20 protein-coding genes and 2 tRNA genes are annotated in these 21,033 nt (G+C 39.5%); 9 read left to right on the top strand and 13 right to left on the bottom strand.

All coding sequences use genetic code 11. From position 1 onward, the window contains the following. Positions 1 to 396: 396 nt before the first annotated feature. From H4J41_RS03850 to mutY, 4 genes are all read right to left on the bottom strand, one after another. Positions 397 to 472: transfer RNA gene (locus H4J41_RS03850), tRNA-Thr, on the bottom strand. 113 nt (positions 473 to 585) lie between these two features. Continuing rightward, positions 586 to 661 (bottom strand) — tRNA-Phe (locus H4J41_RS03845). 490 nt (positions 662 to 1,151) lie between these two features. After that, positions 1,152 to 1,424: an oxidative damage protection protein gene (locus H4J41_RS03840; protein ID WP_182136562.1), complete on the bottom strand. Its 273-nt coding sequence runs from the start codon at positions 1,422 to 1,424 to the stop codon at positions 1,152 to 1,154. A gap of 46 nt (positions 1,425 to 1,470) precedes the next feature. Then, the gene (mutY, locus tag H4J41_RS03835; RefSeq protein ID WP_182136561.1) at positions 1,471 to 2,553 is read right to left on the bottom strand and encodes an A/G-specific adenine glycosylase; all 1,083 of its coding nucleotides are present in this window, start codon (positions 2,551 to 2,553) and stop codon (positions 1,471 to 1,473) included. 297 nt (positions 2,554 to 2,850) lie between these two features. Between mutY and H4J41_RS03830 the strand changes: the two genes are divergently transcribed. Next, positions 2,851 to 3,189, top strand: a complete 339-nt coding sequence (locus tag H4J41_RS03830; protein WP_182136560.1) for a YggL family protein — start codon at positions 2,851 to 2,853, stop codon at positions 3,187 to 3,189. 157 nt (positions 3,190 to 3,346) lie between these two features. Then, the gene (gene trmB, locus H4J41_RS03825; RefSeq protein WP_182136559.1) at positions 3,347 to 4,072 is read left to right on the top strand and encodes a tRNA (guanosine(46)-N7)-methyltransferase TrmB; all 726 of its coding nucleotides are present in this window, start codon (positions 3,347 to 3,349) and stop codon (positions 4,070 to 4,072) included. Between the two features lie 766 nt (positions 4,073 to 4,838). On the opposite strand, the gene H4J41_RS03820 is transcribed toward trmB, so the two are convergent. Together H4J41_RS03820 and H4J41_RS03815 are read right to left on the bottom strand one after the other, a co-directional pair. Beyond that, positions 4,839 to 5,183, bottom strand: coding sequence for a hypothetical protein (locus H4J41_RS03820; RefSeq protein ID WP_182136558.1), 345 nt, complete (start codon positions 5,181 to 5,183; stop codon positions 4,839 to 4,841). A gap of 268 nt (positions 5,184 to 5,451) precedes the next feature. Continuing rightward, positions 5,452 to 5,607: a hypothetical protein gene (locus H4J41_RS03815; protein WP_182136557.1), complete on the bottom strand. Its 156-nt coding sequence runs from the start codon at positions 5,605 to 5,607 to the stop codon at positions 5,452 to 5,454. Positions 5,608 to 5,708: 101 nt separating this feature from the next. Between H4J41_RS03815 and H4J41_RS03810 the strand changes: the two genes are divergently transcribed. Continuing rightward, positions 5,709 to 6,365 (top strand): GNAT family N-acetyltransferase, encoded by a 657-nt coding sequence (locus H4J41_RS03810; RefSeq protein ID WP_182136556.1) that lies wholly within the window; start codon positions 5,709 to 5,711, stop codon positions 6,363 to 6,365. Between the two features lie 14 nt (positions 6,366 to 6,379). Here H4J41_RS03810 and H4J41_RS03805 read toward each other — a convergent pair whose 3' ends face one another. The 6 genes from H4J41_RS03805 to H4J41_RS03780 form a co-directional block, all read right to left on the bottom strand. Beyond that, positions 6,380 to 6,856 carry a methylated-DNA--[protein]-cysteine S-methyltransferase gene (locus H4J41_RS03805; protein ID WP_182136555.1) on the bottom strand — a complete coding sequence of 159 codons (477 nt, stop codon included), beginning with the start codon at positions 6,854 to 6,856 and terminating at the stop codon, positions 6,380 to 6,382. Between the two features lie 396 nt (positions 6,857 to 7,252). Further along, positions 7,253 to 7,654, bottom strand: a complete 402-nt coding sequence (locus tag H4J41_RS03800; protein WP_182136554.1) for a CBS domain-containing protein — start codon at positions 7,652 to 7,654, stop codon at positions 7,253 to 7,255. Continuing rightward, positions 7,651 to 8,001, bottom strand: coding sequence for a P-II family nitrogen regulator (locus H4J41_RS03795; protein ID WP_182136553.1), 351 nt, complete (start codon positions 7,999 to 8,001; stop codon positions 7,651 to 7,653). The genes H4J41_RS03800 and H4J41_RS03795 overlap by 4 nt, the downstream gene beginning before the upstream one ends. Further along, entirely contained in the window at positions 8,001 to 8,771 is a 771-nt protein-coding gene (locus tag H4J41_RS03790; protein ID WP_182136552.1) for a DUF1538 domain-containing protein, read from the bottom strand. Before H4J41_RS03790 ends, H4J41_RS03795 begins: the two co-directional genes overlap by 1 nt. A gap of 42 nt (positions 8,772 to 8,813) precedes the next feature. Further along, positions 8,814 to 9,551, bottom strand: coding sequence for a DUF1538 domain-containing protein (locus tag H4J41_RS03785; protein ID WP_182136551.1), 738 nt, complete (start codon positions 9,549 to 9,551; stop codon positions 8,814 to 8,816). A gap of 505 nt (positions 9,552 to 10,056) precedes the next feature. Continuing rightward, positions 10,057 to 11,787 (bottom strand): Na+/H+ antiporter NhaC family protein, encoded by a 1,731-nt coding sequence (locus tag H4J41_RS03780; protein WP_182136550.1) that lies wholly within the window; start codon positions 11,785 to 11,787, stop codon positions 10,057 to 10,059. A gap of 326 nt (positions 11,788 to 12,113) precedes the next feature. Here H4J41_RS03780 and H4J41_RS03775 point away from each other — a divergent pair, with 326 nt between their 5' ends. The 6 genes from H4J41_RS03775 (at position 12,114) to H4J41_RS03750 (ending at position 19,368) form a co-directional block, all read left to right on the top strand. Beyond that, entirely contained in the window at positions 12,114 to 12,785 is a 672-nt protein-coding gene (locus H4J41_RS03775; protein WP_182136549.1) for a GntR family transcriptional regulator, read from the top strand. Between the two features lie 288 nt (positions 12,786 to 13,073). Then, complete coding sequence (locus H4J41_RS03770) at positions 13,074 to 14,630, top strand: SulP family inorganic anion transporter (protein ID WP_182136548.1); 1,557 nt, start codon at positions 13,074 to 13,076, stop codon at positions 14,628 to 14,630. A gap of 121 nt (positions 14,631 to 14,751) precedes the next feature. After that, positions 14,752 to 15,057 carry a DUF1289 domain-containing protein gene (locus tag H4J41_RS03765; RefSeq protein ID WP_182136547.1) on the top strand — a complete coding sequence of 102 codons (306 nt, stop codon included), beginning with the start codon at positions 14,752 to 14,754 and terminating at the stop codon, positions 15,055 to 15,057. A 406-nt stretch (positions 15,058 to 15,463) separates the two neighbouring features. Further along, entirely contained in the window at positions 15,464 to 16,855 is a 1,392-nt protein-coding gene (locus H4J41_RS03760) for an amidohydrolase (protein WP_182136546.1), read from the top strand. Position 16,856: 1 nt separating this feature from the next. Beyond that, entirely contained in the window at positions 16,857 to 18,116 is a 1,260-nt protein-coding gene (locus H4J41_RS03755; protein WP_182136545.1) for an amidohydrolase family protein, read from the top strand. 361 nt (positions 18,117 to 18,477) lie between these two features. Then, on the top strand, positions 18,478 to 19,368 hold the full coding sequence (locus H4J41_RS03750) for a D-hexose-6-phosphate mutarotase (RefSeq protein WP_182136544.1): 891 nt from the start codon (positions 18,478 to 18,480) through the stop codon (positions 19,366 to 19,368). Between the two features lie 152 nt (positions 19,369 to 19,520). On the opposite strand, the gene H4J41_RS03745 is transcribed toward H4J41_RS03750, so the two are convergent. Beyond that, positions 19,521 to 20,966, bottom strand: a complete 1,446-nt coding sequence (locus H4J41_RS03745; protein ID WP_182136543.1) for a sensor domain-containing diguanylate cyclase — start codon at positions 20,964 to 20,966, stop codon at positions 19,521 to 19,523. Positions 20,967 to 21,033: the final 67 nt, after the last annotated feature.

Below are 21,033 nucleotides of genomic sequence, written 5' to 3'. Positions count from 1 at the left end.
TGAAGATATTGTTAATGAATGTAGTCGAGCCTGGAATATTTTTGTTTCAGATGCATCTAGGGTGATAGATCTTTGCTCTAGAGATTGGATAAAAGTGGGAAGTTAATTAATCAAATTGGTATTAGACACTTTCTAACATCTTGCTACTGTAAGGGTTAATTCATGAATAGGACGAAGAATAGATGGGATAGGGGAGTTTATTGGTATTAATGAAACACCTGTAGCATTTGATTATGCTATAACGAAAAAAAAGCTCTAACCGAGCTTAGGGCCTGATGCTTACCGCGAAGGAATGGTGTCGTCTGCCTTGCTTATTTGAGCTACTGATTCAATCAGTGTCAGTTTATTTTAGGCAATAAAAAAGCCTCAACATTGCTGTTGAGGCTTCGTTATGAATGGTGCCGACTGCCGGAGTCGAACTGGCGACCTACTGATTACAAGTCAGTTGCTCTACCAACTGAGCTAAGTCGGCACACGAAGAACGTGTGCGATAATTATATTCTATGAACTAACTATCTTGGCACCGAATCAACATCGGAACTTGTTGATTCTACATTTAACTTAATAAAAAGCTAAAAGTGTAAATGGTGCCTCGACCCGGAATCGAACCAGGGACACGAGGATTTTCAATCCTCTGCTCTACCGACTGAGCTATCGAGGCACATTAACAATCATAATGATTGCTCTGTACATTGTCTTCTTGGCTGTGCCTTGAAGACGGGGCGTATTAAACTGTTTTTCGTTTACCCCGTCAACCCTTTTTTTTAAATAAATGTTTGTTTGCCGTTTTTTTCAACGTATTGTGCTTTTATGGAGCAGTTTAGGCTGAGTTTTGCTATTTCTAATCGGTAATATCGTCATTAATTTGTTTATGCAGTGTCATGAGTAATCAGGATAAATGCTGTAGAGGTGCGATAAAAAAGTTGTTTATTAATAATAGGCGGGTAAATAGGCTAGGGACTATTAAGCAGTAAAGCAAAAAAATATAAGAAATAAATGAAAAAAATACCTTAACAGTGGCGGTAACCATTAACTTTGTGGCGAAAGCTGACATTAAAAAATTTATCAGTCAGGTGTTAACTAAAAATGGCAGAAAAAAAAAGGGGATATATTTTAACTTATCCCCTTATTAGGTCATTATTTTTAGGTAATTATTTTTTTTCTGGTGTGAAGCCTTCGATTTCAGGCTCTTTACCTTCAAAGAGATAGGCGACCATGGCTGATTCTAAAAATGCGCGGTCATCAGGGTTCATCATATTCATTTTCTTTTCGTTTATCAGCATGGTTTGCTTTTTTTGCCAGTGACCCCATGCTTCTTTACAAATGTTATCAAAAATACGTTTGCCTATTTCGCCCGGATAAAGTTGAAAGCCAAGGCCTTCGGCTTCTTTTTGTAAATTTTGGCAAAAAACGGTACGGCTCATAATAAGGTCTCTTTTTGTCTAAGGGATGAATAAATGCATATAAAAATTAAACAGGAAGTTGTTCAAGCTGTTTAATTAATTTTTGTGTCGATGCGGCTAAACCAACTGATGCGACTGTGGCTAAATTGTACCATTGCAATGTGCTATTTTCGCTAATTTCTTTTGCCGGTAACATTTCACAATCTATCACTATGGCTTCTATGTCGAGATGAAAGTGGCTAAAGGTATGGCGAAACTTATCTAAGGCAAATGTTGCTGTTTGCTTTAGGTTTAACTCGGCTAATAAATGCGGTAGCTGGTCAAGGTCTGATAACTCTAAGAAGCACCATAAGCCGCCCCAAATTCCTGCTGGAGGGCGTTTTTCCATTAACACTTGCTGAGCAACACGTGGTATCACCATAATAGTGTGTTTTTCTGGTATGGTTTTTTTCGGTTTCTTTTGTGGATAATTTGCTTGTTCATCGCTAGCTTGAGCTAAACAACTGCTTTTTAGCGGACAAATGTCACACTTGGGCTTAGAGCGTGTGCAAACCATGGCGCCTAAATCCATCATGGCTTGGTTGAACTGCGCCACGCCGAGCTTTGGTGTTAATGCATCGGTAATCGGCCATAAAGTTTTTTCATAAATGGCTTGGCCAGTATGTCCTTGTACTTTATAGCAGCGGGCTAAAACCCGTTTTACATTGCCGTCTAAAATGGCGTGATGTTTGTTTAAGGCTAAGCTTAATACTGCGCCTGCAGTAGAGCGTCCGATACCAGGAAGCGCGATTACCTCGTCAATATTTTCAGGAAAATTACCTTGATAGTCGTCACGAATTTTTTTTGCTGTTTTGTGTAAGTTTCGTGCTCGTGCATAGTAGCCAAGCCCGGTCCAGTGATGTAGCACGCTATCTTCATCGGCATTGGCTAAATCAATAATGTTAGGAAAGCTTTCCATAAATCTTAAATAGTATGGGATCACGGTTGCTACTTGCGTTTGCTGCAGCATAATTTCTGAAATCCAAACTCGATAAGGGGTTTTGTCTTGCTGCCACGGCAAGTGTTTTCTGCCTTGCAACTGAAACCATGATAATACTTGGTCGCTAAATTGTTGCGCAGATTTGGCTGAGATAGTAGTTTTATTTGTCATATTGGCGACAGTGTAGCGAATAAAGCTGAAATTTTCATTGCAAAAATTTCTATTGCCTCTATCCTCTCGCAGTTAGTTAATATATACCCGCTCCACTTCAAGCTGTAGATTTCAGCAAATCGAGAAAGGGTTAGCTACCTGGTATGGATTTAAGAGAATAGTGGTTATATTGTCGAAACTCATATCGCCGAAGACTACCCTTTATCGGCTTGCGCGTAAGGAGCTTAGCTCTGAAACTGCACCTTAAAGTGAAACGGCTATCGTGTTTGCTTTAAACCTAACTGTAAGGAATGAAAGATGAAAATAGATGCAAAAAATCGTAGTGATCGTTTACGTAAAAAATTACGTGTTGATGAGTACCAAGAACTAGGTTTTGATATTGCTTGGCAACTAGATGAAGGCGCTGACAATGAAACAGTTGATGCATTTTTAACTAAATTTTTCGATGAAACCATAGATCCAAACGGCTTAGGTTTTGGCGGTGAAGGTGATACTTTGTGGCATGGTTTAATTTGTACTCAAAAACTGGGTAAATGTACAGAAGCACATCGCCAATTAGTAGAAAAGTGGTTAACAGATAATGGCGCAAGCTCAGTGACTGTTGGCCCATTATACGACGTTTGGTGGGCAGAGTAGTCCTTAACAAACGATATTAACCCGAACTAAGGTTAAATAACTTTACGGGCGTACAATTAGATCTTGATAGGCATTATGCGGTGATTGAATTTTAGTCATTAAACAAGGATAATGTGCGCCCCAATTTTGATGACGTAAGTAAATAATAGATAGCATTATGATAGACAGAAGCCATAAAACCGTTGAACAAGCAGAACAAGAAGGCAAGTACATTAGAAAAGTACGTAGCTTTGTTAAGCGCGAAGGCCGCCTTACTAATGGCCAAGCAAAAGCGTTAGAGCAGTTTTGGGATACGATGGGATTGAAACATCAAGACGGATTGATCGATCCTAAAGTTTTGTTTGGTAATGACAACCCTATTGTGCTCGAAATTGGTTTTGGCATGGGTAAATCTTTAGTTGAAATGGCTAAAAATTCCCCTGAGCTTAACTTTATTGGTGTTGAAGTTCACCGTCCAGGTGTTGGCGCTTGTATTGGCTTAGCCCAAGAAGAGGGTGTTAATAACCTAAAAGTTTACGAGCACGATGCTATCGAGGTTTTAGCCGATTGTATTCCTATTGAGTCGTTAACGACTGTACAATTATTCTTCCCTGATCCTTGGCATAAGAAAAAGCATCACAAACGCCGTATTGTGCAAGCCAGTTTTGTTGACGCTATTCGTCAAAAACTAAAAGTCGGTGGTGTGTTTCACATGGCAACTGACTGGGAAAATTACGCACAGTGCATGTTAGAAGATATGACATCTTCGCCGGGCTTTAAAAACTTATCAGTGAACAATGATTATGTACCACGTCCAGATTCTCGTCCGTTAACTAAGTTTGAAAACCGCGGTCAAGACCTGGGCCATGGTGTTTGGGATCTACAATTTACCAAACTTGATTAATTTTGATCAGTTGGTTACTACACTGAGTGAGTGATGACTTCGAGTTATTGATAACACTGTCAGTGAAAAAAAAGAGCGAATACGCTCTTTTTTTGTGGGTGATCTATAAAGTTCAGTTTGACTGATGTTTAAGGCTGATGGACTAAAGTCCACCCTACATAGGGCTTATGGGTAATCATATGATTTTGGGCAGTTTTGTAGGTCGGACTTTAGTCCGACAATCGCACAGCATACGCATAACGTGATGTTCACAAGATAAACAGACAGGTATTTCTTTGTATCTGAAAGCTATTTTTACTGATAACTACTGATAGCTGACGTTTAAGGCTGATGGACTAAAGTCCAACCTACATAGGGCTTACGGGTGATAATGTAGATTTAGGCGATTGTTATGTAGGTCGGACTTTAGTCCGACAACCGCACAGCACACACATAACGTGATGTTCACAAGATAAACAGACAGGTATTTCTTTGTATCTGAAAGCTGATAGCTATTTTCACTGACAACTACAGAAAGCTGAATTTTAAAAGTAGATGGACTAAAGTCCAACCTACATAGGGCTTACGGGGGGTAATGTAGATTTAGGCGATTGTTTTGTAGGTCGGACTTTAGTCCGACAACCGCACAGCGCGCACATAAGGTGATGTTCAAAAAGAGAAACAAACAGGTATTTCTTTTAACTGAAAGCTATTTTCACTGACAACTACTGATAGCTGAACTTTAAAAGCTGATGGACTAAAGTCCAACCTACAAGTGATTCAAGTTCTAGCGGTGTAGTTTATCTTGTTCAATATGAAATAAATGCTGACTGTTACGCAAATTACCGGTTTCTATTAACCATTGCTGGTTAATAATTTCTCGCATTAATGCCGCTTGTAATACTCTGCCGGCAGAAGCGCTCCAATAACTAATCGTTGCTGCTTGATGGGCTGTGGTATTGGGATGTAGCTCTGAACGTGTTTCGGCCATTTCCTCAATAATATTGGCAATAACTTTTGGTTTTAGCTCTTGTATTATTTGACGTTTAAATTTGGTGAAGTGCTTAGCCCGCCGAAGCTGCCAAATTAGCCAAGCTAAAAATAAAACCGCGATAAGTGCAATTATTTCCAAAACTATACTCTAGTATCTCTGTTAAATATCAGCGACATCATAACAGTAAATTGGCTCACGGTTAAATTTTTAATAGCGCTATTTCTTCCGCTGTTTATTTAACAAAAAGGCTATAAATTGCCCTGACGTTTTTAGCGTTTTCAATATGAAAAAATAAAAATAGCAAGCGATTAAACTTCCTATTTTTATCTACAGTATGTCGGCTATGTTGCGATCACATGGATGTGAATGAGCCAGAATTTGCTAACCGTTAGAGCTTTCTCTGATGCTATTGGTGCTCTGCTATAGCTTTAATCAAAGCATCAGCTGCCGTGTTTAATTGATTTACAGGGATAGATGTTTTATCTTCGGCTTTTACTATTTTACTCAGCGCTTTATCAGCCATAGTTTCAATTAACTCAACATCTTTTTTATTATCAGCCACTTTGGTTTCTTTGATAGTCTAGTCAAGCAAGTTGATTAGCAAAAATCACTTGAAATTATAATGATGATTGCTGGTTTAATTTTAATTAATAAGGAAGAAAAATGAAGGCCTTAATTAGCGCAAATATTGCGAATCTAGATAGTTTTTTGTTAACCATGCCTTATAGTATTGAGGGTGACTATGTTTGTCATACCCGTTGGCCTAATAAGTATTGGCAAGCTGGCTTTAGTGCTACTGCTGAGCTTACTCCTCATCAGCTAGGTAAAAAAGTATGGCTCAGTATAGATAATATTAAAACCGAGCAGTTTACTCGTTCTCACCTAACATTGATGAATTTAAAGCTAGATACTATGTTAACTGCTAGTTTATCGCCACGGGTAGCGCTTGAAACTGATTTTACTCGCTGGGCTTTTGCTTGTGGATTAGGTTTTAATTATGAGATTGATGCTAATGTGATCAAAACACTGGCTGAAAATGTAAATAATACCCTGCTGTCGCTAAAAATTGGCCAAGACATTGCCGTGACTGCCATTCTACATAAAACCGCTGATACCATGGGTTTGCACCAAATGACGACGCTACCTGCTTTTCGTGCTCAAGGTTTAGCTAAGGAGATGATGCAGCACTTAATTGCCTATGCTAAGCAAAGCGGTGCGCACTTTTTCAGCTTACAAGCTTCTCAGGCGGGTTTACCTTTATATGAAAAGTTAGGATTTGAAGCCGAGATCCCTTTGTATATGTATCGTAAAAAAGATTAAATCGTTAATCAGTATCAAACCCTAAATTGCGCCCCTTCATGCATCAACAGTTTTGCCTTTAATGCCAAACCACCGGCATAACCGGTCAATTTTCCGTTGCTACCAATAACACGATGACAGGGCACGATTAACGCTATGGGATTTGCGCCATTTGCGCTACCGACCGCGCGAACCGCTTTTTCATTATTAATACGCTTGGCAATCCAGCCATAACTTTTGGTTTCGCCACAAGGTATTTGCATTAAGGCTTGCCAAACTTGCTGTTGAAAATTGGTACCAGTAGGCGCTAGCGGTAGATCAAAGTGTTTTCTGTCACCGTCAAAGTATTCAGTTAATTGTTGGATGACTTGCTTGAACTTAGTTTTATCTTCAGTCAAACCGGCCAGTGTAATTGGTGACTTGCCGGTTTGAAAAGCCAGTGCGCTTAAGCCATTGTCGTTTGCTGTTAAGGCAATTTCACCTAAGGGTGATTGATAAGTACAGTAATACATTTGAAGCTTCCTCAGTTTTAGGGCTAATATTTAGTGATGACATTTAGTCATGTTATTGAATGATGAAATGGTGTCATTAGCTTTGAGCTGCCAGCGACTGCCATAAATATATTGCCGCATAAGCGTGCACTTTCACATACCTCAACACTTAACATATTTGTCCTATTACTCTGGTTACACTGGTGAGTGATATTTTTTGATAATACGCTAGCTAAGGTAAATCACTGGCGGTAATCGGACAAGGCCTAAAATATAAAGTAGCGATAAACTTGGGGGCTTATGTTAAAAAAGTTGGCAATAGGACAATTGCTTTAACGTTATTAGTTCACCTTAAAGCAACTCAAGCAACATAAATAGCTCAGGTTTAAGCTGCTTTGAATACCAAAGGCTAGCCCATTAGTCTTCACCTAATAAAGTAAGTACCATGTTGGTATAATTGACTAAGCCGAGTATTTGCTGGTCTTTAATGACAGGGGCGGTATTAATACCAAAATTTTCAAATAGGCGTGCACAATAACGCACGTCCATATCGGGTGAAACTGACAGTAATGGCTTAGCCATAATTTCGTATAAGTTTACCCGCTCAGGTGACCTATCTTTTGCGATAACTTGCTTAGCAATATCTGACAATAACACTAAGCCATATTCGTCATTCTCATGGCGTTTGTTAATAATTAACGCGGAAACATGATGTTTTTTTGCCAGTTTTATGCCTTCAGCTACTGTGACCATGCCATCGGTAAACTGATAACTGTCAGTGGTCATCGCGTCTTTTACTTGCACTAATTTAGAGTTCATAGTTCTTCCTCAATTTTACCTTTTAAACGCTCAACTTGGTGGGCAACCCCTACGGCATCTTCAATATCAATTTGTATGGCAATACCTTTACCGGGTTCTTCATCAAAACCTGCGATCTTAGCGATACGTTCTAAAATTTTTCGAGACAAATGCTCTTCAACAACAAATAATAATACATCGCGTTGTGACTCTAGTTGCAGGCCAAAAAATGTTCGTTGGCGGTTAATACCTTCTCCACGGGCATGATTAATTATTGTCGCACCCGTAGCACCAGCCATACGAGCTTCTTTCATTACCTTTTCGGTAACCTCATCTTCAATGAATGCAATGATCAATTTAAAGTGCATTACTTATTCTCACTTTCAGTTAGTTTTTTGGTTTGTAGTTGGCTAATTTGTGCATAGGCCATGACCGCAATGATTGGAAATAAGCTGGCAAAGGCAATCAAGCCAAAACCATCTATTAACGGGCTTCTGCCGGGTATGGTACTCGCTAAACCTAAGCCTAAAGCCGCGACTAGTGGCACAGTAACGGTTGATGTAGTGACGCCACCCGAGTCATATGCTAAGGGTACAATCATTTTTGGACAGAAGAATGTTTGAATAACCACCACGATATAACCCGATATAATGTAGTAATGTATGGGGTGCCCAACAACAATGCGATAGCTGCCTAAAGCGATACCAATGGCAACACCTATAGCTACCGCAATGCGTAAGCTGTTAGCCCGAATGCCGCCACCAGAGACTTCTTCTGCTTTTAATGCCACGGCAATCAGTGAGGGCTCGGCAATGGTGGTGCTAAAACCTATGGCAGCAGCAAAAATGTATACCCAAGTATAGTCAGTCCAACTGATGACAGCGCCCGCATTAATAAATTCGCTAGCGGTTAATTGCTCAGCCATTATTTTTCCTAGTGGAAACAAGGCTTTTTCTAAGCCTAATAAGAAAAACGCTAAGCCAATTAAGACGTAGAAAAAGCCAAAGCCAACTTGTTTTATGTTGGGAATAGGGCGGCGTATCACCAATAATTGAAAAATCACAATAATCGATAAAATAGGTAATACGTCAATGACGGTTGATTTTAATATGTCGAAGAACTCTATCAGCAAATTCAAGCTAGTGTGCTCCGAGCTTAAGCAATAAATTTATTGCGTTCATTAGCTTAATACCATGCCGTATAACATGACAAAAATCATTGGGGTAAGTGAGGCAAAGGCAATTAAACCAAAACCGTCTATCATAGGGTTTCTGCCTTTAATTGCTGACGCTAAGCCAACACCCAGTGCGGTGACTAAAGGAACGGTAATAGTTGAGGTTGTTACACCGCCTGAGTCATAGGCAATGCCGATGATCCAGGTGGGTGCAAATGACGTCATGATAACCACTAACACATAGCCACCTAAAATAAGGTACTGTATTGGCCAGCCACGAAGAATACGTAACACCCCAATAACAATCGCTAAACCAACAGCAAAGGCTACGGTATAACGCAAACCATTAGCGTACTCGTTTTGTGCAATGTCTGTTGCGCCAATAATACCGCCACTAGCAGCAACAGTGGCTGCTTCACTGGCAACCGCAATCAGGGCCGGCTCGGCAACTGTGGTGCCAAAGCCTAAACAAAAAGCAAATATTAGCAGCCAAGTTGTACTGCCTTTTTGCGCAAACGCTTTTGCCATAGACTCGCCAATAGGAAATAAGCCCATCTCTAAACCATAAATGAAAAAGGTTAAACCCAATATCACTAAAATCAAACCAACAAAAATATCACTGAGGTTTGGCATAGGTTGTTGTAACACGGCAAATTGAAAAAATGCGATAACTAGCACTATGGGCAGTAAGTCTTTACAGCTACCAAAAAGTGCTTTGAGGAAAATAATTAACTGTTGTTTCATATCGCTAGTGAAAAATACCAAGGTAAAACTTTATTATACTGAGCGTGATGAAACAAAGTTTGATCCAAAACAAGCTAGCAGCTCATTGTTAATCAACTGAGGTTTAAATCAGCAGTTTTGCACAACTGGATTGGTATGATATTGATTAAAATGTGATTTTAATAACGAAGAATTTAATGACGAAATTTTTATGGGTATGAAAGTATTGGTATTGGGTATGAAAGTGTTGGTATTAAGACAAGAGTAGCAAGTAATAATAAGTTATTACTTGCTACTAACAAGACTGATATCCACTAAGCAAGCGTTGTTAAATAACATAGCTTATTCGCAGTTCAGCTTAAATCAAAAGTGACCTAGCCGATTCAGCTTTTTTGCTAAGGCAAACTGCGTGACTATCACTTTTAGCAATAGTCAATAAACTGCAGCTATGAGCAATTATCTATGATTCATAACCTATGAATCATGAGCTATGTCATATGACCAATACCTATCTCTTAAAGATTAATCAGGCGAAAAAGTAAGCGGTTAGAGTCCATAGCACTCCTGCTAATGAGGCTGCCAGTGTTGCGGGGACTAATTGAGACTTCACATGGTCCATTAAATCACAGCCCGTGGTCATGGCACTGAGAATAGTGGTATCAGAAATTGGCGAGCATTGATCGCCAAAAACACTGCCATTGAGCACAGAGGCAAAACAGAGCATCATAAATAGCTCAGGATCAGCTACCCCTTGGCTTTGACAAATGGCCCAAGCTAATGGCATGGCTAAAGGAAATGCGATGGCATAAGTGCCCCAACTTGTGCCAGTAGAAAAAGCAATGATCATAGTCATCAGTTGCAAAATAACGGGTAAAATCCAAAAAGGTAGTTGCTCGCCAAGTAAAGACACCAAAAATAAGCCACCACCGGTTTCTTTACTGATACTGCCAATAATCACCGCCAACATTAAAATGACCGACGCGAACACTACGCCCTTTAATCCGTTACCAAAACCATCTACCACATGATTTAACGACATCCCTTTTATTAAGGCAATAACTGCAGAAAGTACTAAAGCGGCACCAAAAGCCCAATTAATTTTAGGTGAGCCCAGCATAACAAAACTGCCAATGGCAATTGTTGTTAAGGTGACTAAAGGTAAAATAAATTCAAGCACGTGAGGTTTATAACCGTCAGGTATATCGGTACTTTGTAATTCTTTGGCACTTAAAGGCTTGGCACCAGGAGCATCTAGTTGATGAGTTTTTTCAGCACGTAGCTTTGCTGCTCGTATACGTTTACCAGAAAAAGTGGTGATATTAAGACTTAAAAGCAAAGTCCCAGCAACCGCAAACATACTGTAGAAGCTAAAGGGAATGCTTTGAAAGAAAAAGCTGATCCGGTCTGCTTCTGTGGCTAAAAAAGAAACACCAGGAATAAATATCAAGGCTTGAACATAGGCAGGCCATGCATTGAAGGCTAATATGGAGGCAATAGGTGATGCGGTTGAATCGACAATGTAACTCATTTCTTCGTGACTAACATTTGCCTGGTCTGCTAAGGGCCTGACGGTAGTGCCAACTAGCACAGTACTCATAGTGCCACCTTGAAAAAATAATATGCCCAATAACCATGAAACCAGTTTTGCCGACTTTTTGCCTTTAACAAAATGTTTGGTCATAAAATTGGCAAAAGCTTGTGCTGCCCCCGTTTTAGACCAGATACCTAATAAACCACCCAACAGCCATAAATATAGTAATAGGAGTGCTGCCGTGCCTTCTTTAGCAAGATTAGGAATAATAACTTTGTCGGTTAAGTCGTAGCGCCCTAACATAATGGCACCAACGACCACACCGCCGAGTAATGCCGTTAGTGGCTCACGGGTTAATAAGCACAATGCAATGGTTATAAAGGCGGGTAGGAGTGACCAAAAACCAAAATGAAAGGCGGGTTTGAGTAGTTTTAATTGCTGTTTTTCATCTCGAACCCATTGTTGTTCAAGCGCGGGTGAATTTGCTGAATTACTCAGGTTGCTTAGGTTACTTTGGTTAAGTGGCGAACTTTGATAGTCAACAACCTGTTCAATAATAACTTTTTGACCCTTATAAATATAACTCGAAACAGCGTTATTGTTGGTACTGACATCATAAACATAACTTTGTTCTACCCATTGTGGCGCGATAAATTGTTTAACATAAATTGCGGATAAAATGGCAAAAATAAAGGCCACTAAGGCGATGCTATTGTGTTTTGGCATACAGGTACTCTTTTATTTTTATTGTTATTTGGTTGAAACTTTTTGTTTTTACTTACCTTAGCCAAAGGCAATAGCAAGTGAGCTCAAGGGTCATAAGTTCAAGTTTACGATAACAGAATTTTTAGGCTATAAAAGAAAATTAAGCGCAAAACTAACCGAGTAATGAATAAAAGCACTCATGCTATTTAGTTTATTGCCAATTTAATGCGCTACAAGCGCGTTTGAAGCAAACAAAAAAAGCATTTAGTAGACTAGATATTGCGCTATTATTTTGTGTTTAACCGGCGGAGCCCTATAATAGCGGTAATATTTTTAGGAAGCCCAATATGAGCATTGTATATAAAACTAGAACTCAATTAGTTGTTGAAACACTAAGAGAAAAAATATTAAGTGGCGAAATTAAAGCGGGTCAGCCTTTAAGACAAGCCGCGCTTGCCGCTGAGTTAAATGTGAGCCGAATTCCTGTCAGAGAAGCATTGCTGCAGCTAGAAGGTGAAGGCTTAGTGGATTTTGAACCTCATAAAGGTGCCACCGCAACTGAGCTCAATGCCGATCAAGTAGATGAGCTTTTTGAATTGCGAGCTATGTTAGAGGCTGATTTATTAGCTTATTCGCTACCACATATTAGCAATGAAAAGCTGGAAGAGGCGACACAGTTATTGCACAAACTCAATAAGGCCCTAGGTAAAGAAGACGCGGTTAATACTTGGAGTAAGCTCAACTCAGATTATCATCATTGCTTATACTCTGGAGCTGAACGCCCACAAACACAAGCTTTGGTCAGTACCCTGAACAAAAATGCTGACCGTTATATTCGTATGCACTTGCTGTGGGCCGGTGGTATTTCTAAAGCAGAATCTGAACATAATGAAATTTTAGCGCTCTGCAAAGCCCGTGATGTTGAAAAAGCGGTGGCATTATTAAAGCAACATATTCTCGGTTCTCGTGATGAGATCAAAGCTTTTTTAAATGAACGTGAAGCGATAATTAACCGTTAACTATCGCTGTTAAATCCTTACTAAAACAACGACTTTAAGTTTGATATCGACTCGTTAGCTTTGATGTATTTTTGAGCGAATATTGACTTTTCACTGATGTATCTATAGTATACCCGCGCCTTCAAACCCCAAAAAATAGCGATTTTCGTTTAGTTTTCGCTTGAATTGCCTACCATTAAGGTTTTTTGGGGAAACCAAAGTATTTAAATACAAGCTAATTTTAAAAACCAAGCTCGATTGTAAAATTACGCTTGTATTTTTGATGTTCTAATCAAAGTAGAGAAAATAATGTTTGAACTACACGCCAGTAAAGTGGCAAATTTAAAAAATGATGTTTTATCAGGCTTAACGGTATCTTTAGCGTTAGTACCTGAAGCCGTAGCATTTGCCTTTGTTGCCGGTGTTGGACCCCTCGTTGGTCTCTATGCCGCCTTTATAGTGGGTTTAATCACGGCTATATTCGGTGGTCGTCCAGGAATGATCTCGGGTGCTACCGGTGCAATGGCCGTTGTGATGGTAAGTTTAGTCGCTGTTCATGGTGTCGAATATTTATTTGCCACGGTAGTGTTAACCGGGGTCCTGCAAATACTCGCGGGCCTATTTAAGCTCGGTAAGTTTATTCGTTTAGTGCCGCATCCGGTTATGCTTGGCTTTGTTAATGGCTTAGCTATTGTGATTTTTCTGGCTCAGTTAGGGCAATTTAAGGTCACTAACGATGCCGGTGTTTTAGCCTGGATGCAAGGCAGCCAATTGCTCGTTATGTTTGGCCTAATCTTGTTAACTATGGCGATTATTCACTTTTTGCCTAAGTTGACTAAAGCCATACCGTCATCATTAGTTGCTATTGTTGTGGTAACACTTTTAGCGCAAAGCCTTGATTTAGATGCTCGTACAGTAGTCGATTTTGTTCGTGATATGACCAATGATCCTGCAGCTTCTATTGCCGGCGGTCTACCACAATTTAGTATTCCAAGCGTGCCATTTAGTTTTGAAACTTTCCAAATAATTTTACCTTTTTCCCTAATTTTAGCAGCTATTGGTTTAATCGAATCATTACTAACGTTAACGCTAATTGATGAATTAACCGGTACGCGTGGCCATGGTAATAAAGAATGTATTGCACAAGGCGCAGCAAATACCGTTACTGGCTTTTTCGGTGGTATGGGTGGTTGTGCGATGATAGGTCAATCGATGATCAACGTTAATTCAGGCGGTCGTGGTCGTATGTCGGGTGTTACAGCGGCACTTGCGCTACTGGGCTTTATCTTATTTGGCTCGAGTTTAATTGAACAAATTCCACTAGCAGCGCTTGTTGGTGTTATGTTTATTGTCGTCATTGGTACTTTTGAATGGTCGAGTATTCGTATTTTAGGCAAAGTGCCAAAAGCCGATGCTTTCATTATTATCTTAGTGTCTGGGGTGACTGTTGCCACTGATTTAGCGATAGCTGTTGTGGTGGGTGTTATTGTTTCTGCCTTGGTATTTGCTTGGGAACACGCTAAGCATGTCGTTGTTAATCGTTCAATAAATGACAATGGCTCAACGGTTTATGACGTTTCTGGGCCGTTATTTTTCGGTTCTGTTTCTGGCTTTTTAGAGCAATTTGACTTACAAGGTGATAGTGACGACGTTATTGTTGATTTTAAAGACTCACGTGTTGCTGACCATTCAGCCATTGAAGCCATTGATACTTTAGCCGATCGTTATATTAGTCACGGTAAGCAAATGCATTTAAGACATTTAAGTAAAGAATGTACGCAACTGTTAACTAAAGCCGGTAGCTTAGTAGAAATCAACGTGATTGAAGATCCTGAGTACTATATCGCGACTGACAAACTGGGTTAAATCAGCATTTAGGTTTACATTAAGTAGATACTTAATACTATCTACTTAATGGTATCTGCCCAATGACCAAATTTAATTTAATTTAATTTAATTTAATTGGTACAACACAAAGTATAATTAGATGCAGTTAGAATTTTTTGATGTTCCTAGCCCTTGTATTGGTGTTTGTCAGTCTGATGACAAAGGCCAATGTTTGGGCTGTTTTCGTAGGCGGGACGAACGCTTAAATTGGCTTTCATTAGATGCCAACCAGCGTCAAAAAGTCATAAAACGTTGCCAGCAGCGTAAAAATCGTAAAACCAAGCCAGTAAAAATTAAAGTAGCTGAAATGATTGTTGAAAATAAGCAACCCTCGCTATTTGAACCCCCCAGCCAGTCTAAGATCGATAACAGTCACGATGGTGACTTTGGCGATTTTGAACTTTAAATAGCCACTAGCGCCCATTTATCGCAGATAGTTGACAGTTCAACGCAATTGCTCAACTCCCCTATATGTCTGACTTGTTGTCGAAGACAATTCATCATATTGTAGTTATTAATATTGTGCTAACGCGCGGTAGTTATACCGATTTTATTAATTAGGTGGTCTACTTTATATGCAGGAAAAATGGCCAAATACAAGGCATTTATTTAATAACTAGTGGTTCTAATTATTAAATAAATAACGCAGTAGTTGGTTATTTTAACCAGTAAAAATGATCAGGTATTTAGTGAGATTGGTATTAACCTCATATTTACGTTAAATAACTTAGACCCAATTATAATAAGCTCATACAAACTCGGCTGAATAACATAATGTTTTTCTACTGTGTGGAGCAAAACAGGATACATTTATGCAAAAATTTCTACCATCGCTAGTGATGGCAGCACTTTCTGTTGCCTTGACCGGCTGTTTGCAAAGCGAACAGCAAGACGAAAAAGTTGTTATTAATAAAAACCCATACCCAAGCACCTATAAAGCATTACCGTTAGAAACTACGCTGATTAAAAACGCGACGGTATTAACGGGTACAGGTAGCCGTATGGAAAATGCCGATGTCTTAATGATAGACGGTAAAATTAATAAAATTGGTAACAACTTATCTGCCGAGGGCGCGGTTGAAATTGACGCTAATGGCAAATGGATAACCCCAGGTATTATCGATGTACATTCACACTTAGGGGTATATCCAAGCCCCTCAGTTGAGTCGCATTCTGACGGAAATGAAATGAGTTCGCCTAATACTTCTGAAGTATGGGCTGAGCACAGCGTTTGGCCACAAGACCCTGGCTTTCAAAAAGCGCGCGCTGGCGGCATTACCACCTTACAAATTTTACCAGGTTCAGCCAATTTATTTGGTGGTCGCGGTGTGACATTACGCAATGTACCTAGTGAGACCATGCAAGGTATGAAATTTCCAGCGGCACCTTATGGCTTAAAAATGGCCTGTGGTGAGAACCCTAAGCGGGTTTACGGTGCGCGTAAAGAATTGCCTTCTACGCGTATGGGCAATATGGCCGGTTACCGCATGGCCTGGGCAGAAGCAACCGAATACAAACGTGCATGGGAGAAATATGACGCTGATTATGCTGCCGGTAAAAACCCTGCCGCCCCTAAGCGTGATATTGAGTTAGATACCTTAAAAGGTGTACTCGATGGTGATATTTTAATTCATAACCATTGTTATAAAGCCGAAGAAATGGCGATGATGATAGATCTAGGTAAAGAGTTTAATTATCAGTCAGGTACTTTTCATCACGCTATTGAAGCTTATAAAATAGCGGATACGCTGGCTGAAAATGGCAACTGTGCAGCAATGTGGCCAGATTGGTGGGGTTTTAAAATGGAAGCCTATGATATGGTGCACGAAAATGCAGCTATTGTTGATGCTGTAAAAAATTCTTGCGCAATAATACATTCTGACTCGGCTAGTACCATTCAACGTTTGAACCAAGAAGCGGGTAAGGTTATGTATCGTGCCAACGAAAACGGTTTTGATATTGCGCCAGAATTGGCGATAACCTGGATCACGGCAAATGCAGCACAATCCTTGGGTTTAGCGGATAAAACCGGCAGCTTAGAAATGGGTAAAAATGCCGATGTAGTCATTTGGAATCAAAACCCATTTAGTGTTTATGCACAAGCCGAACAGGTATTTGTTGACGGTGCAAAAGTATATGACCGTTTTGATGAAAAATACCAAGCGAAAAGTGATTTCATGTTGGGTCAAAGAGAAGGTGAATAAAATGAAACAGTTAACATTATTTAAATCATCGCTAATTGCTTTGGCACTAGCGAGTTCAAGCGCAAGTTTTGCAGAAAGCTTTGCTATTACTCATGCCACAGTACACACAGTAACAGCGCAAGGTGTACTGGAGAACGCCACAGTAGTCGTTGAAAATGGCAAAGTAATTGCTATCAACCCTGAAACAATTAACGCTGATAGCATTATTGACGCGAAAGGAAAAATTTTAACACCAGGTTTAATTGGCTCAATGAACCAATTAGGCTTAGTGGAAGTTAGCGCGGTTTCACGTAGTCGTGATGCTAGCGATAAAAAAGCTAATATTACCTTTGATGCCAGTTTAGCTTTTAACCCACGTTCTACGGTTATTCCTTATAGCCGAAAAGGTGGCATTACCAGTAATGTTGTTGCGCCTCGCGGCGGTGACGATATGTTTAAAGGCCAAACTTTTGTTGCTGACCTGTCTGGAGAGTTTGATAGTGTTCGGATGAATAACAATAGTGTGGTGATTGATTTAGGCGCGAAAAGCAAAGGTTCGCGCGCACTAAGCTTACAAAATTTACAGTTTAAATTTGAAGATGCGGTTAAGGAATTAGCCAAAGCAAATAAGAAAACTAAAAACGCGAAAGATGAAAAAGAAGCAAAAGAGCCCAGTCGTGAAGCGCAAGTTATTAATGCCTTACTCGCAGGTGAAAAAGCTTTGGTCGCTTATGCTGACCGTGCCACAGATCTTTTGGCATTATTAAAAATGAAAGAGCAATTTTCACTAGATTTGGTGCTAGTGGGTGCCGCTGATGCCGTATTAATTGCGGATAAAATTGCTGATGCTAAAGTACCTGTTGTAATGACAGCGTTAGATAACTTACCGGGCAGTTTTGATGCTTTACATGTGTCACTTGAAAATGCGGCTAAGTTAACTCAAGCTGGTGTGAGTGTGGCCTTAACGGTAAATGGTGATACGCACAACCTTTATCAATTGCGCTTTCATGTCGGCAATGCTATTGCCAATGGCTTATCACGTGACACTGCACTAGCGTCGGTAACCGCCAATGTTGCCAAGGCTTTTAATCTTGACAGTGGTACCATTGCTGTTGGCAAAACAGCTGATTTAGTTTTATGGAGTGCTGATCCATTCGAACTAAGCACCAAGGTTAGTCAGATGTGGATTGATGGCAAAGAATATTCAACTCAAAGCCGCCAAGATGCGTTGCGCGCTCGCTACACAACGCCAAGCGATATGCCGAAAGCTTACATAAAGTAATTTGAGTATACAATGTGAACTATCAAAGCCACGTTAATACGTGGCTTTTTTTTGCGTGATTACGCTGAACTGCACTATTGAATTAAGCCATTGAAAGTCGATTGGAATACTTTAATGCTTTCCTCCATCTTCTTGATTGTCTAACATACTCATTATTTACATTGCGATAATAAATTTTGTGCTTATTACTGGTATCAGTCAGTTAGTGTCAAGATCTAATGCTCAGCTGTAGTTGGGTATTTATGCCGTAAGTTTTGGAGCAACTGACACTTCCCCTGTGTAAGTACTGCAGAAATATAGGCCATAGCCAAATAAATGGCGAACATGTAAACCACAGACATATAAATTTTAGAGATAAAAAATGCTAGAAGTATTGTTAGAAAATGAATTTGGTCATATTGAGTTGTATGAGTTGGCAAAAGGCCTACAAGCGCTGCGCTTTGTTCATCAAAAGGGTCAAGGCTCGGTAAGTTTGTATGGTGGCCAAGTGCTAAGTTGGCAACCCCAGGGCCAACAACCGGTGTTTTGGTTGAGTGAGACTAGTCACTATCGTTCAGGCAAAGCCATTCGTGGTGGTGTGCCATTATGCTGGCCATGGTTTGGTGGAGAGGTTAAATTACCTAATGGTGAGTTACATAAAGTCAGTAATCATGGCTTTGCTAGGCAAAGCCAATGGCAAGTCGCTGATATTAAACTGTTAGAGTCTGGCGTTGAAATAACATTATCACTGACCGGCGAGCAACTTTCACCCCATTGGCCGGGCGCTTTTGAATTAACACAAACACTGGTGTTTGATGAGTCGTTTGTGCAAACCTTAACCATGAAAAATTTATCTCAGCAAACGCTAGAATATACTGGTGCATTACATAGTTATTTTTGTGTTGGCAATGCACAGGAGACACAAATTCCAGCGTTAAATGATCTGGTATATGATGACAAACTAAGTGGCAGCAATGGCCAACAATCAGTGTTAAAAAATTGTCTCGGCCCAACTGACCGTATTTATCACAGTAACAATAGCATGGTTATTGTTGATCATAAGTGGCGACGAGAGATTGAAGTATCGAGCCAAGGTTGTCAGCAGTGGGTATTATGGAATCCGGGCGAAGAGGCTAAAACCATAGCTGATTTACATGCTGACGGTGAAAATGAATTTATTTGCCTAGAAGCCGCAAATACTCATTGGCAAGCAATAGCGAGTCAAACTAGTGTCAGCATCAGCCAAACCATTAAATTAAAGGCGATAGGATAACTTTTCCTCCACCTTTTTTTACACATTTTCCTGCACTATAGTATCGCGGTGTGATGCACTCAAGCTGATGTTTGGAACAGTGTTTTTGAAACCACAACACTTGATTTTTTATTAGGTAGCTATTGTTATTAAAGCATTTACCTAGCCTTAGCTTAAGTTGTGTGAGTAAAGATAACACTTTTATTTCTGCCATTACTTTTAGCTTGGTATAACGCTTTATCGGCACTTTCAATATAATCTTTGATGGTTTTATTTTTTACCGGTAATTCACAAATACCAAAGCTAATGGTGCTGGTAAATGAACTGCCAGTGGTTGATATAGGAAAAGAAATATCAGCGATATTTTTTCTAATGCGCTCAACAATAATATGTGCCTGTTTGGCGGTTGTTTCGGGTAACAACATCACAAACTCTTCGCCGCCCCAGCGGCCTACCACGTCAACTTTTCGTATGGTTTGGGATAATTGCTCAGCAATAATTCGCAATACCTCATCACCCACTAAATGTCCGTAGCTGTCATTAATATTTTTGAAGTTGTCAATATCAGCTAACACTAGGCAAAGGTTTTCATTGGTTTTAACAATATTATTAAAGCGCCAATGAATATGGCTGCGGTTTGGCAGTTGGGTTAGATGGTCAGTTTCTGCCTGCTTAATTAATCGTGATTTTAAATAATTTATACTATATAAAAGCATCATATAAAAAAGCATGGCGACTATGAAAAATAGCAGAAAGCGTCCGATAAATATTTCCCAATATTCGCTTTGCTGATCAGCCGGCGGCGAGACAATAAACATGCGCCAATTAAGCTCTTTTATCGGCATTTGAGAAATTAACAAACCTTCATCAGTGGTATAGATGAGTTCTGAGCTTAAGTTTATATCTGTGGCATTATGTTTAAGTAGCGATTGATGCCAAGGTAAATCATTTAATCGCGTCATTAAGTTTTGGCGATGATGGCTTTTTGATTCCAAAATTTTATTGGAAGATAAGGTAATAATATTATTACTATCAACAAAGAATAATTCAAAACCAAAGCGATCACTGTATTCTTGAAATTTACTGGAAAAATAATTTAGGTCAATGGCTACGCCGGTAAAGCCGATAAACTCACCGTCGCTATTGCGAATTTTATTATCAAAGTATAAATGTGGATCTTCAGAATTACCTATGTCAGTAAATTGCTCGCCTGGTAATTCTTTGAGGCGACTATACCATTCAGTTTCGTTACTGTTTAACATGGATTCTCGACCATTAGAGTCGAGCATCAAGTTATGTTTTTCCAAGGCAATAAATGCAACCATATTATAGGACTTGGCAATTTTTTCTAGATAAGAAGTAAGGTAGTCTTTTTCTATTTTTTCTTGATTGGCATAATCAATAATAAAATGATTATTCGCCATAAAGTTTGCCACATTTAAAGGGCGAAGTATTTCACTAGCGACTAATGAAAATAGTGGCGTTATAGCACTTTGCACTTGTTTATTGTGGTTATTAATAACATCTTTTAAGGTGAAATAAGAGGTTGAAATAGCGGTAGCGATTGTAACGAAAAATATTACAGCTATGTAGCGATCAAATTTATTATTGAACTTCATTGGGAGATAATAGAGCCAAGTGTCAATGTTTGACTGTTTATAACGTGGTTAGTTTATTTTAGCTACG

This window comes from Colwellia sp. MB3u-45, assembly GCF_014077005.1.
Taxonomy (GTDB): domain Bacteria; phylum Pseudomonadota; class Gammaproteobacteria; order Enterobacterales; family Alteromonadaceae; genus Cognaticolwellia.
This window is presented reverse-complemented; position numbering and strand designations above follow the sequence as displayed.